Source organism: Anaerovorax sp. IOR16, from assembly GCF_017168145.1.
GTDB lineage: Bacteria > Bacillota > Clostridia > Peptostreptococcales > Anaerovoracaceae > IOR16.
In genome coordinates, this window is sequence record NZ_JADQTL010000009.1 from 395,275 (window position 1) to 407,818 (window position 12,544).

Sequence of the window (12,544 nt, forward strand, 5' to 3'; positions counted from 1 at the left end):
CACTTAGGTCAAGTGAATAAGAGCATAAGGTGAATGCCTTGGCACTAGGAGCCGAAGAAGGACGTGACAAGCTGCGATAAGCTACGGGCAGGTGCAAATAACCGTTAATCCGTAGATTTCCGAATGGGGCAACCCACTTGTGGTAATGCGCAAGTATCCTATACTGAATCAAATAGGTATAGAGAAGGTAACCCGGGGAACTGAAACATCTAAGTACCCGGAGGAAGAGAAAGAAACATCGATTCCCTCAGTAGCGGCGAGCGAACGGGGAAGAGCCCAAACCGGATTTATCCGGGGTTGTGGACCACTCATCACTTACAAGATTTATAGTCGAAACGATCTGGAAAGTTCGACCGTAGAAGGTAAAAGTCCTGTAGACGAAATAAATCGAGTAAAGAGTGGCACCAGAGTACCACCAGGCACGTGAAACCTGGTGGGAAGCAGGGGGGCCCACCCCCCAAGGCTAAATACTACCTAGTGACCGATAGAGAATAGTACCGTGAGGGAAAGGTGAAAAGAACCCCGGAAGGGGAGTGAAATAGAACCTGAAACCTTATGCTTACAAGCAATGGGAGCGCAAGTGACCATGTACTTTTTGTAGAACGGGCCAACGAGTTATGGTATGCAGCGAGGTTAAGGTGTTCAGCACCGGAGCCGAAGCGAAAGCGAGTCTGAATAGGGCGTCGAGTTGTATGCTGTAGACCCGAAACCGGGTGACCTATCCATGTGCAGGTTGAAGTATCCGTAAAAGGATATGGAGGACCGAACCCATGTCTGTTGAAAAAGGCTGGGATGACGTGTGGATAGCGGTGAAATTCCAATCGAACTCGGATATAGCTGGTTCTCCTCGAAATAGCTTTAGGGCTAGCCTCAAGGTAAGATACGCGGAGGTAGAGCACTGAATGTCCTAGGGGCCTTCACCGGTTACCGAAGACTATCAAACTCCGAATGCCGCAGTATTATACTTGGGAGTCAGACTATGTGAGATAAGTTTCATAGTCGAAAGGGAAACAGCCCAGACCAACAGCTAAGGTCCCAAAATGTAAGTTAAGTGGAAAAGGATGTGGAGCTGCATAGACAACTAGGATGTTGGCTTAGAAGCAGCCACTCATTTAAAGAGTGCGTAATAGCTCACTAGTCGAGTGGCTCTGCGCCGAAGATAAACGGGGCTAAAACTTACTACCGAAGCTTTGGAATTGCGTATGCAATTGGTAGAGGAGCATTCTGTACGGGCAGAAGCTGTACTGTAAGGTATGGTGGACTGTACAGAAGAGAGAATGTTGGCATGAGTAGCGAGAGGTAGGTGAGAATCCTACCCGCCGAAAATCTAAGGTTTCCTGAGGAAGGTTCGTCCACTCAGGGTTAGTCGGGGCCTAAGCCGAGAGCGAACGCTGTAGGCGATGGACAACAGGTTGAGATTCCTGTACCACCGAAAATCGTTTGAGCGAAGTGGGGACACAGAAGGATAAGTTGAGCACGCCGTTGGTTGAGCGTGTCTAAGCGTCAAGGGAGTTATGGTAGGCAAATCCGCCGTAACAATTCTGAGGCGTGATGGGGAGGGAAATAAAGTACCGAAGCAACTGATTTCACACTGTCAAGAAAAGCCGCTAGCGAGATTGTAGGTGCCCGTACCGCAAACCGACACAGGTAGATGAGGAGAGAATCCTAAGGCGAGCGAGAGAACTATTGTTAAGGAACTCGGCAAAATAACCCCGTAACTTCGGGAGAAGGGGAACCACAGAAATGTGGTCGCAGTGAAAAGGCCCAGGCGACTGTTTACCAAAAACACAGGTCTCTGCTAAAGCGAAAGCTGATGTATAGGGGCTGACGCCTGCCCGGTGCTGGAAGGTTAAGGGGAAGTGTCAGAGCAATCGAAGCACAGAACTTAAGCCCCAGTAAACGGCGGCCGTAACTATAACGGTCCTAAGGTAGCGAAATTCCTTGTCGGGTAAGTTCCGACCCGCACGAAAGGCGTAACGATCTGGGCACTGTCTCAACAATAGACTCGGTGAAATTGTAGTACCGGTAAAGATGCCGGTTGCCCGCAGCAGGACGGAAAGACCCCGTGGAGCTTTACTGCAGCTTGATATTGGATTTCGGTGTTGCATGTACAGAATAGGTGGGAGGCTAAGAATCTAGGACGCCAGTTTTAGAGGAGCCGCCTTTGGGATACCACTCTTGTAACATTGAAGTTCTAACCACGTGCTGTAATCCAGTACTGGGACAGTGTCAGGCGGGCAGTTTGACTGGGGCGGTCGCCTCCTAAAGAGTAACGGAGGCGCCCAAAGGTTCCCTCAGCGCGGTCGGAAATCGCGCGAAGAGTGTAAAGGCAAAAGGGAGCTTGACTGCGAGACCTACAAGTCGAGCAGGGACGAAAGTCGGGCTTAGTGATCCGGTGGTTCCGAGTGGAAGGGCCATCGCTCAACGGATAAAAGCTACCCCGGGGATAACAGGCTTATACCCCCCAAGAGTCCACATCGACGGGGGTGTTTGGCACCTCGATGTCGGCTCGTCTCATCCTGGGGCTGAAGTAGGTCCCAAGGGTTGGGCTGTTCGCCCATTAAAGAGGTACGCGAGCTGGGTTCAGAACGTCGTGAGACAGTTCGGTCCCTATCCGCTGTGGGCGTCGGAAATTTGAGTGGAGCTGTCCTTAGTACGAGAGGACCGGGATGGACATACCTCTGGTGTACCAGTTGTTCTGCCAAGGGCACGGCTGGGTAGCTAAGTATGGACGGGATAAGCGCTGAAAGCATCTAAGTGCGAAGCCCCCCACAAGAATAGATTTCCTTCAGTTTACTGATAAGACCCGTGAGAGACTATCACGTTGATAGGTCGGAGGTGTAAGTATGGCAACATATTCAGCTGACCGATACTAATAGGTCGAACGCTTGACCAATGGTTTCAAGTAAGAAGTAAAAAGATTACATTGTTTGGTTTTGAGGGTACTAACCTTCAAAAAAATCTGGTGACTATAGCAAGGAGGTCACACCTGTTCCCATATCGAACACAGTAGTTAAGCTCCTTTGCGCTGATGGTACTTGGCGGGCAGCTGCCTGGGAGAGTAGGACGTCGCCAGTTTTGCAAAAAAGCGAACTTACAAAAGTAGGTTCGCTTTTTTCATATGAATGTAAAGCAAAAGACGATAAAAATCTATGAATCAAGATTCATGATTTTCTAGCCTAAATTCTGTCAGCAGCATTAAAATGCTGGACAGAATGTTAAAACAGGACAGCGAAGCGAATGAAATGAGCGGAAGAGTGCCTAGTAGAGGCACGTTGCTAGTTTTAGCAGTAAAATTCTACAAAGTATAACTTTGTGAATTTCTTGCATAAGTCTGCTGACAATTTATTTTATAAATTGAGCAGGCTAGTAAGTGAGAGCAGTTCTTGAAAAAGGACTGATTTTTTCTTTTTTTTGTACATAGGAGGCACTATGCATAATCTAATAAAAAATTTTATTAAATACGTAAGTCTCAATATTATCGGTATGATTGGATTATCCTGTTACATTCTCGCAGATACGTTTTTCATTGCTAAATCATTAGGTACCGCCGGATTAGCAGCGCTAAATTTTAGTATTTCTATTTTTAGTATACTTCAAGGGTTAGGATTAATGATTGGCATTGGAGGTGCAACACGTTTCTCTATTTTAAAAAATAATGGAAAGAGTGAAAAGAGCAATTCCATTTTTGTTCATTCCTTATTGATTGGTGCATTGGTTTCTTTATTTTTTGTTACAATAGCTATCTTTTTTACTAAACCTTTATCGGTAGGACTTGGTGCTGATGAAGTGACGTTACCATTAACGAAAATTTATTTGACAATTATCCTTAGCTTTTCTCCTTTCTTTGTATTAAATAATATTTTGCTTGCATTCATTCGTAATGATAATAATCCAAAGTTATCAATGACAGCGATGCTTATCAATAGTTTTTCAAATATAATTTTGGATTATATTTTTATGTTTCCTTTATCAATGGGTATCTTTGGTGCAGCCTTTGCAACGGGGCTTTCACCGGTTATTAGCTTGGGCGTTCTTTCATTGCATTTTATGAATAAGAAAAAAGGATTTCATATCTGTAAGTGCAAAGTGCGTATTTCTATAATAATAGATATTGTTTTACTTGGATTTTCTTCTTTTATAGGAGAATTAGCATCTGCAATTTCACTGATTACATTTAATTTAGTTATCTTGCGAATTGAAGGAAACACTGGAGTAGCAGCTTATGGAATTATTGCCAATATAGCATTGATTGCCGTTGCTGTTTTTACTGGAGTTGCACAGGGAATACAGCCTTTGGCAAGTGAATATTATGGAAAGAATGATACAAAATCATTAAGATCTATTTTACAATATGGGATAATAACAGCCTTTTCTCTGTCTTTATTCATTTATTTAACTGTCTTCTGCTTTTCAAGCACGATTGTTGCTGCCTTTAATAGTGAATGTGACAACATACTTGCATATATTGCAAACAAAGGGCTAAAGGTATATTTTTTAGGTTATTTCTTTGCAGGTATAAATATTGTATCTACAGCATTTTTAAGTGCAACGTCTAATTCAAAACAAGCAATGTTAATATCAATTATGAGAAGTAGCATTTTACTGGTACCTAGTGTATTAATTCTTAGTATGACATTTAAAATGAATGGTGTTTGGTTGTCTTTTGTTAGCACAGAATTTTTAGTCTTTCTAATTTCATGTTTCTCTTTACATAGTTTTAAAAAGGATAGTAAATTATAATATCAAAATGATTTGATATAAGTAAATGCAACTGATAAAATAGAGAAAATAAAATGATTGACGGAGGTGTTTATGAAACTTTTTATTGATACAGCAAACGTTGATGAGATAAGAGAAGCAACATCTTGGGGGATATTATCGGGTGTTACGACAAACCCGAGCTTGATTGCAAAAGAGGGGCGTGATTTTAAAGAGGTTGTAAGAGAAATAGCTGCTATTATTGATGGCCCGATCAGTGCTGAGGTATTGAGTGACGATAGTAAGGGTATGATTAAGGAAGCTTTAGAACTTTCAACCATCCATAAGAATATTACCATTAAGGTGCCTATGACAATAGAAGGACTGAAAGCAGTTACAGCTTTGAGAAAAGAAGGGATTAAAACGAATGTTACATTAATCTTTTCGGCGAATCAAGCGCTGCTCGCAGCAAGAGCAGGAGCATCTTATGTAAGCCCATTTGTTGGAAGAATGGATGATATTGGGAACAATGGGGTTGAATTGATACAAGAGATTGCAGATATTTTTGCAATCCATAGCATAGAAACAGAGATTATTGCTGCCAGCATTCGAACAACAATTCATGTAACGGATTCTGCAAAGGCTGGAGCAAATATTGCGACTGTTCCTTATACGATATTAAAAAAAATGTTTGATCACCCATTAACTGAAATCGGAATTGATCGTTTTAAAAAGGATTGGGCTTCGGTGAATCAGTAAAAGCTTTATTTTGTTTGGCTGGGGTTCATTTTTATGCTATACTTAACTTTGGTACAATGGAATTTTGTCAGAATAACAAAGTAAAAATTACAAAGGAAGAGAAGGTGCGCGATAATGACTATAATTAAAATTGTTTTTGTGATACTTCTCTGCATTCCAATTGCATGTGTTTCGTTTTTTTTATTTGAGAAATTGCTGGACGAATATATACGGGTTAATAAATGCAGTAAGATAAAAAATGGAAGAGTGGAGCATATTGAAAAGTATAGGCAAAGAAAACGTAGATACCATTAAGGAGAAGCAGCATGAGTAAAGGGTTGTTTATTACCTTTGAAGGGCCAGACGGCTCCGGAAAAACAACACAGATACAAGAATTAAAGAAGTATTTAGAGAAAAGTGGATTTAATGCCATTATAACAAGAGAACCAGGTGGAACACCAATTGGAGAAAAAATAAGACAAATAATATTAGATAAGAATAATCAAGAAATGGATTATGTCACAGAGGCTTTACTTTATGCAGCTTCTAGGGCACAACATGTAAGCCAGGTAATTAAACCTGCACTGGAGCAAGGACGTATGGTTATTTGTGACCGATTTATGGATTCAAGTATTGTTTATCAAGGGTACGGAAGAAAACTAGGAGATTCTGTAAGAATCATGAATGAAATAGCTGTAAGGGATTGCTTACCGGATGTAACGTTTTTACTAAAGCTCAATCCAGGTATTGGAAAAGCTCGGATTGAGGAAGGAGAGCAGGATCGTTTAGAATTAGAAAAAATGGAATATCATAATGAAGTATACAGGGGATATATAGAGCTTTCAAAGCAATATCCTGAACGTATTATTTGTATTGATGCAGGACGTAGCATTGAAGAAATAAGAATTGAAATTTGTAAGCATATGGATTCCTTGTTGGTTTCAAATAGCAAGAGATAAACTTAATCGCTGAAAAAGAGGGTTGATACAATGGCGTTACAGGATATAAAAGGAAATGAAAAGGTCATCCGAAGATTGCTACAATCCATTAAAAATGAAACGATTTCTCATGCATATATCTTTGAAGCAGATGGATGCATGGATAAATTAAAATTTGCTCAGAATTTTATAAAGGCTGTATTGTGTAAGCAACCGGGAATGGATGCATGTGATCAATGTATTTCATGCCAAAAAATAGATCATGATAATCATGAAGATGTTATATATGTCTGTGCAGATGGCAGCAGCATTAAAGATGAAGCAATTGAAGGACTGCAAAGTCAGTTAAAAAAGAAGCCTTATGTAGGTGACCGAAATGTAGTAATTGTAGAAGATGCCGATACGATGACACTTCGTGCACAAAATCGTTTTTTAAAGACGTTGGAGGAACCAGCACTAGGAACTATCATTATTTTGCTTTCTGAAAATATCGAAAATCTAGTAAAAACAATATTATCACGCTGTGTAGTTATTCATCTTAATTCTGATGACATTGGTGAATTCTTAGAATATCGAGAAGGTGCAGGCAGCATTGGAGAGTCTCTTTTAAAAGGCAGCCCATTCTATAAAATTGTTAAGGCAATGGAACCTTTTATTGAAAATAGAGAGAAAGCATATCTTTTTTTAGATGCATTAGAAGGTTGGTTTCGGGATTTGATGTTAGCACCTTATGATCATCAACAAACACTTCTAATTGACAAACAAAGAGTGGAAGAATTTAAATTAATGCATCAGATGTATGATAAAAATAGAATTTATTATATTATTGATGCAATTGAAGCCACTAGACAGGAACTTAAAAAGAATATTAATGTTTCTTATGCACTGAAGCATATGGTGTTGGAAACTTTAAAATAGAAGCCATAAGGCTGGAGGAGAATATGGTAAAAGTAGCAAGTGTACGGTTTAAAACAGCCGGTAAAGTATATTATTTTGACCCGGATGGGTTGGAACTTTCAGAAGGAAATCATGTTATAGTAGAAACGGCGCGTGGCATGGAATATGGTACCTTGACAGCGGATATTAAGGAGGTAAATGAAGAAGAAATTGTTCAGCCTCTTAAGAAAATAATTCGTCTGGCAGATGAGAAAGATGCGGAAGTTCATGCAGAAAATCAAAAGAAAAAACAAAGAGCAATGGCTCTTTGCCAAGAAAAGGTAGATAAACATAAGCTTGTAATGAAACTAATTGATGTAGAATATACGTTTGATAACAGTAAAATAATTTTTTATTTTACTGCGGATGGACGAGTTGATTTTCGTGAATTAGTAAAAGATTTAGCAGGCGTTTTTAAAATGCGTATTGAGTTAAGACAAATAGGTGTACGTGATGAGGCAAAGATGATGGGTGGAATTGGAAGCTGTGGAAAAGCACTTTGCTGTCATTCATGGCTTCCTGAATTTGAACCGGTATCAATTAAGATGGCGAAGGTGCAGAATTTATCATTAAATCCAACTAAAATTTCCGGAATTTGTGGTCGCTTGATGTGTTGTTTGAAATTTGAAAATGATGTATACAATGAATTGAAGCGAGGTATGCCTGATATTGGTGAACGCATTAAGACAGAAGATGGTATGGCGCTCGTGGTAGACTGTAATATACTTGAAAATAAAATTAAAACTCGATTGATCCTTGAAGAAAAATCAGGAGATAAACCTGAAAAACTTTCCACCGATTTTTATTTTTATAAAAAAGAGAAAATTCGTCGTGTTGATTCAAAACGCCGCAAGGAAAAGGAAGAGGAAATCGATCCGTCCTTGTTAGAAGAAATTAAGGAGTTATTAGAGGATTAAGTAATGAACGATATAGATCAGTTAATGCATGGTGAACGCATAGATGAAATTGGTTTTGGAGAGCTTTGTTTGATTCAGAAACCACAAGCTTTTTGTTATGGAATCGATGCGGTTCTTTTGGCTTCATATGCGAGAGTGAAAAAGAATAGCCGAGTATGTGATTTAGGAACAGGAACAGGAATCATACCTTTAATTCTTAGTCATAAAACAGAAGCTTCACATATATGGGGGGTTGAAGTTCAAGAAGATTCTTATCAGCGTGCTTTAAGAAATGTTGCATTAAATCAATTGTCAGATCGATTGCATATGTTACACAGTGATGTCTTAAATGTAAATAAGCATCTTGAAAAAGGGAGCTTTGATGTAGTAGTGTCTAATCCTCCTTATATGGGGAAAGTCGATGGTTTAAAGAATGTAGAAGAGGATAAGAAAATCGCACGTCATGAAACTTCTGCTGGATTAGAGGATTTTATTGCAGCTGCTGCATATCTTTTAAAAGAATTGGGCGATTTTTATTTGGTTCATCGTCCAAGCCGTTTAGTAGACATCTGTTATTTGGGAAGAAAGCACAGATTGGAACCAAAACATATTCGTTTTGTTAGCCCTAATTACAAAAAAAAACCAAATATTTTACTGACTCATTTTGTTAAATACGGAAAACCGGAATTGAAATTTGAAGATCTTTTGTATGTTTATGAAGAGAATGGCACTTATACAAAAGAAATTTTAAAAATTTATGAGCGAATTAAATAAATAAAAAAAAACTCGTCAAGAACGAGTTTTTTTATTACTTTATAGAGATTTTAATTCTTTTATGCAATTTGAACATACATTTTTATCATGTACTCTTTGTACTTCTTTTGCATTTCCACAAAAGACGCAAGCTGGTTCATATTTTTTTAACAAGATATAATCACCATCTACATAAATCTCAATTGGGTCTTTGATTTCAATATTTAAAGTTCTTCTTAATTCTATAGGGAGTACGATACGTCCCAACTCGTCAACTTTACGAACAATGCCTGTTGCTTTCATAATAATTCCCCCTTACTAGATTTTATTCCAAAAAGATATACCTAATATTAACATTTTGGAAAATAATAGTCAACCTGTTATTTCTTTTGCTTTATTAACAGGTTTTTCAATGCCGCTAAAGCATTTGTAAGATTAGTAACAGCCGAAACTGTACTTTGATTGTTTTTTAATATATCAGAAATTAGAGATACGGAGGTACTAACATCGGTTACTATTTTTTTTGCTTCCTCTGCGCCTTCCGCAGCAACACCCGAAGCGACCTCTACATCTTGAAGAATTTTTGCCAAAGATTTGGCTGAGGGAATTAAGTTTTTTACGAATAAAATGCAGTAAAATAATAAAAGGATAATTCCGAGTCCAATTAATATCATGCCTGCATCGCCAAGAGTAATTGTTGTGTTCATTTTTTTGCTCCATTTCTCTTTCAAAAATTTAATCAAGTAGTATGTGCTTTATTTTATTATCGCCTAGTGTTTCAAAATTTACAACATTTTTTTTTAGTTAAGCGCATAGGATTTCTAATAGCACGCGATATCTTATAGGAAAAGAGGCAAAATAAAAATGATGAATTATATTTGGGTAGGAATGTTACTCCTTGGAATTTTATTTGCCGGTGTTACTGGAAATTTTAGCGCATTTACAGATGGATTGATGGAAAGCTGCAGCAATGCTGTACAGTTTGTGATTGGATTAGCTGGTATTATGGCTGTATGGAGCGGAATTATGAATATTGGAAAAAAAACTGGATTAATGGATTTAGTAGCAAAATTTGCACAGCCGTTTATTCGTTTACTTTTTCCAAAAGAGAAAAATCATGAAACAATCGCTGCAATATTAATGAGTTTCTCAGCAAATCTATTCGGAGCAGGGAATAGCGCAACGGTTTTTTCATTACAGGCAATGACTTTACTAGATAAAGAAAATAAAAATAAAGAGCGCGCAAGCAATGCTATGTGTATGTTTGTTGCAGTTAATATGAATATGGTGCAATTAATCCCTATTACCGTTTTAAAGATACGAAAAGATACAGGTTCGGTTTTCTCAGAAAGCATTATAATACCGGGCATTTTAGTGGGTTTTGCAACGATGATATTATCCATTCTTCTTTGTAAGTACTATGAAAGGAAGGATATAGAATGAGTTCCATATTAAATGCTTTATCAGTATTTTTCATTCCTGCGATGCTTACTTTTATTATTGGATATGGAATCATAAAAAGAGCACCGATTTATGATTATTTTATTGAAGGTGCAAAGGAGGGATTACAATCTGCAGTTGAAATTCTTCCATTTATTATAGCTATTTTTGTAGGAATTGAATCATTGGTTTCTTCCGGAGCTATGGACTTTTTAGAAAATGCTGTAAAGCCAATTTTTGCAAAAATAGGAATGCCAGAAGGATTAATATCATTAATATTGCTTCGTCCAGTATCCGGAAGCGGAGCTTTGGTTAATTTGCAGCATATATTGGAAACAGAAGGAGCTGATACTCTTACAGGAAGAGCTGCATCAGTAATGATGGGGAGCTGTGAAACCATATTTTATGTATTGGCTTTGTATTTTGGAGTTACTAGAGTAAAACAAGTCCGGCATGCATTGCCTGTAGGAATTATCACTTATATATTTGGAGTTTTTTTATCTGTTTGGATTTGTTCGTATATTTGATTCAAAAAATGTTTAAAATATTATTAAAGAAAAGAGGTCATCGAAATATGTTTTTTGTCCCTCTTTAGCATAAATTATGGCCTCTTTCTTTTTATTATTTAAAGAAGTAATTTGACTGGATTTTTCTGGCATAAGTTTGAAGCCGGATTTTTTATTTTCTTAAAGAATTCTACTAAAATTTTTGACAAGCCATTTAAAAATGGGTATAATAATCAAAGATATAAGGAAATTATGATGAAAATCTTTAGGAATATATTTTAAATTGGAATAAAGTTGTTTAAATATTTTGGAGGAAATCAGTGGCAAAGTTTTTAGTTGATAAATCAGGCCCCCTTTTTGGAGAAGTAGAAATCAGTGGATCAAAAAATGCTGTTTTACCGATTATGGCAGCATCTATTTTAACAGAAGATAAATGTGAAATTACCGATGTACCAGCTTTGAGAGATGTTGATGTTATGTGCAAGCTATTGCAAAGTGTCGGAGCAAAGGTGACCGAAGACTATTCGGAAAATAGTATTTTTATTGAAACAGAAAAAATTATTGCAGAAGAAGCCCCATACGAACTGGTTAAGAGGATGAGAGCCTCAATCTTGGTTATGGGGCCGCTTCTTGCTAGAACGGGAAAAGCAAGGATATCCCTTCCCGGTGGTTGTGCCATTGGTGCAAGACCAATCGAATTGCATTTAAAGGGTTTTCGTATTTTAGGTGCAAAGATTGTAGAAGGGCATGGTTATGTTGAAGCAACTGTGGACAAGCTTATGGGAGGAAAGATATATTTAGACTTTCCGAGTGTAGGAGCAACAGAAAACATCATGATGGCAGCGACACTGGCAGAAGGTGTTACCATTATTGAGAATGCAGCAGAAGAACCGGAAATTGTTGATTTAGCAAATTTTTTAAATAAAATGGGTGCAAAAATAAAAGGAGCTGGAACAGATACTATAAAAATAGAAGGTGTACAAGATTTGCATGGAACAAAACATGCAGTGATTCCTGATCGAATTGAGACAGGAACTTTTATGGTTGCAGCAGCTATGACACGAGGAAATATATTAATTAAGAACGTAGTACCGGATCATGTTAAGCCAGTCATTGCAAAGCTTGTTGAATGTGGTGTTGAAATCGAGGATGGAGATGATGGCATGCGTGTACGTGGAGATTTACGCCCACTGATTGCTACCGATATTAAGACAATGCCTTATCCGGGATTCCCTACTGATATGCAATCATTGTTCATGTCTTTTCTCACTACAGTTGAAGGAACAAGTGTTGTAATTGAAACAGTATTTGAAAACCGTTATATGCATGTAGGTGAGCTTAATCGTATGGGTGCAAACATTAAAGTGGAAGGAAAAAGTGCACTGATACAAGGGAAAAGAGAATTACAAGGTGCTCAAGTTATTTCTACGGATTTACGTGCAGGTGCGGCTTTAGTTCTTGCAGGATTAATGGCAGAAGGTACAACGGAAGTTTCAGAAATTTATCATATTGAAAGAGGGTATTCTTTCTTTATGGAAAAACTGCGAGGACTTGGAGCAAAGATTACAAGAATTGAAGATTAAAGTATTTTTTGGTTTATTCATGCATAGGTTTAGTAAGAAGGTTTGCTATAAAC

The 12,544-nt window shown here is 38.0% G+C and carries 11 protein-coding genes and 2 rRNA genes; 11 read left to right on the forward strand and 2 right to left on the reverse strand.

Annotated elements, in window-relative coordinates:
* Positions 1-6: 6 nt before the first annotated feature.
* The 8 genes from I2490_RS05485 (at position 7) to I2490_RS05520 (ending at position 8,983) form a co-directional block, all read left to right on the forward strand.
* A 23S ribosomal RNA gene (locus tag I2490_RS05485) occupies positions 7-2,896 on the forward strand.
* Positions 2,897-2,961: 65 nt separating this feature from the next.
* A 5S ribosomal RNA gene (gene rrf / locus I2490_RS05490) occupies positions 2,962-3,078 on the forward strand.
* A 354-nt stretch (positions 3,079-3,432) separates the two neighbouring features.
* Positions 3,433-4,743, forward strand: coding sequence for an MATE family efflux transporter (locus tag I2490_RS05495; protein ID WP_206458769.1), 1,311 nt, complete (start codon positions 3,433-3,435; stop codon positions 4,741-4,743).
* Positions 4,744-4,815: 72 nt separating this feature from the next.
* The gene (gene fsa, locus I2490_RS05500; RefSeq protein WP_206458770.1) at positions 4,816-5,460 is read left to right on the forward strand and encodes a fructose-6-phosphate aldolase; all 645 of its coding nucleotides are present in this window, start codon (positions 4,816-4,818) and stop codon (positions 5,458-5,460) included.
* 305 nt (positions 5,461-5,765) lie between these two features.
* Complete coding sequence (tmk, locus tag I2490_RS05505; protein WP_206458771.1) at positions 5,766-6,398, forward strand: dTMP kinase; 633 nt, start codon at positions 5,766-5,768, stop codon at positions 6,396-6,398.
* A 30-nt stretch (positions 6,399-6,428) separates the two neighbouring features.
* Complete coding sequence (locus I2490_RS05510; RefSeq protein WP_206458772.1) at positions 6,429-7,295, forward strand: DNA polymerase III subunit; 867 nt, start codon at positions 6,429-6,431, stop codon at positions 7,293-7,295.
* Between the two features lie 23 nt (positions 7,296-7,318).
* A complete protein-coding gene (locus tag I2490_RS05515) occupies positions 7,319-8,230 on the forward strand; it encodes a PSP1 domain-containing protein (protein WP_206458773.1) in 912 nt (303 codons plus the stop codon).
* A 3-nt stretch (positions 8,231-8,233) separates the two neighbouring features.
* Entirely contained in the window at positions 8,234-8,983 is a 750-nt protein-coding gene (locus I2490_RS05520) for a tRNA1(Val) (adenine(37)-N6)-methyltransferase (RefSeq protein ID WP_245157093.1), read from the forward strand.
* A gap of 39 nt (positions 8,984-9,022) precedes the next feature.
* Here I2490_RS05520 and I2490_RS05525 read toward each other — a convergent pair whose 3' ends face one another.
* On the reverse strand, positions 9,023-9,265 hold the full coding sequence (locus I2490_RS05525; RefSeq protein WP_206458774.1) for an AbrB/MazE/SpoVT family DNA-binding domain-containing protein: 243 nt from the start codon (positions 9,263-9,265) through the stop codon (positions 9,023-9,025).
* A gap of 77 nt (positions 9,266-9,342) precedes the next feature.
* Positions 9,343-9,669: a hypothetical protein gene (locus I2490_RS05530; protein WP_206458775.1), complete on the reverse strand. Its 327-nt coding sequence runs from the start codon at positions 9,667-9,669 to the stop codon at positions 9,343-9,345.
* A gap of 157 nt (positions 9,670-9,826) precedes the next feature.
* Here I2490_RS05530 and I2490_RS05535 point away from each other — a divergent pair, with 157 nt between their 5' ends.
* The 3 genes from I2490_RS05535 to murA all read left to right on the forward strand — a co-directional run bounded on the left by I2490_RS05535 (position 9,827) and on the right by murA (position 12,491).
* Positions 9,827-10,405: a nucleoside recognition domain-containing protein gene (locus I2490_RS05535; protein ID WP_206458776.1), complete on the forward strand. Its 579-nt coding sequence runs from the start codon at positions 9,827-9,829 to the stop codon at positions 10,403-10,405.
* Entirely contained in the window at positions 10,402-10,929 is a 528-nt protein-coding gene (locus tag I2490_RS05540; protein ID WP_206458777.1) for a spore maturation protein, read from the forward strand. Before I2490_RS05535 ends, I2490_RS05540 begins: the two co-directional genes overlap by 4 nt.
* A gap of 299 nt (positions 10,930-11,228) precedes the next feature.
* Complete coding sequence (gene murA / locus I2490_RS05545) at positions 11,229-12,491, forward strand: UDP-N-acetylglucosamine 1-carboxyvinyltransferase (protein WP_206458778.1); 1,263 nt, start codon at positions 11,229-11,231, stop codon at positions 12,489-12,491.
* Positions 12,492-12,544: the final 53 nt, after the last annotated feature.

Coding starts and splice junctions, on each gene's coding strand:
- I2490_RS05510 (WP_206458772.1), top strand. CDS start 6,429: ATGGCGTTACAGGATATAAAAGGAAATGAAAAGGTCATCCGAAGATTG.
- I2490_RS05515 (WP_206458773.1), top strand. CDS start 7,319: ATGGTAAAAGTAGCAAGTGTACGGTTTAAAACAGCCGGTAAAGTATAT.
- fsa (WP_206458770.1), top strand. CDS start 4,816: ATGAAACTTTTTATTGATACAGCAAACGTTGATGAGATAAGAGAAGCA.
- tmk (WP_206458771.1), top strand. CDS start 5,766: ATGAGTAAAGGGTTGTTTATTACCTTTGAAGGGCCAGACGGCTCCGGA.
- I2490_RS05525 (WP_206458774.1), bottom strand. CDS start 9,265: ATGAAAGCAACAGGCATTGTTCGTAAAGTTGACGAGTTGGGACGTATC.
- I2490_RS05530 (WP_206458775.1), bottom strand. CDS start 9,669: ATGAACACAACAATTACTCTTGGCGATGCAGGCATGATATTAATTGGA.
- I2490_RS05535 (WP_206458776.1), top strand. CDS start 9,827: ATGATGAATTATATTTGGGTAGGAATGTTACTCCTTGGAATTTTATTT.
- I2490_RS05520 (WP_245157093.1), top strand. CDS start 8,234: ATGAACGATATAGATCAGTTAATGCATGGTGAACGCATAGATGAAATT.
- I2490_RS05540 (WP_206458777.1), top strand. CDS start 10,402: ATGAGTTCCATATTAAATGCTTTATCAGTATTTTTCATTCCTGCGATG.
- I2490_RS05495 (WP_206458769.1), top strand. CDS start 3,433: ATGCATAATCTAATAAAAAATTTTATTAAATACGTAAGTCTCAATATT.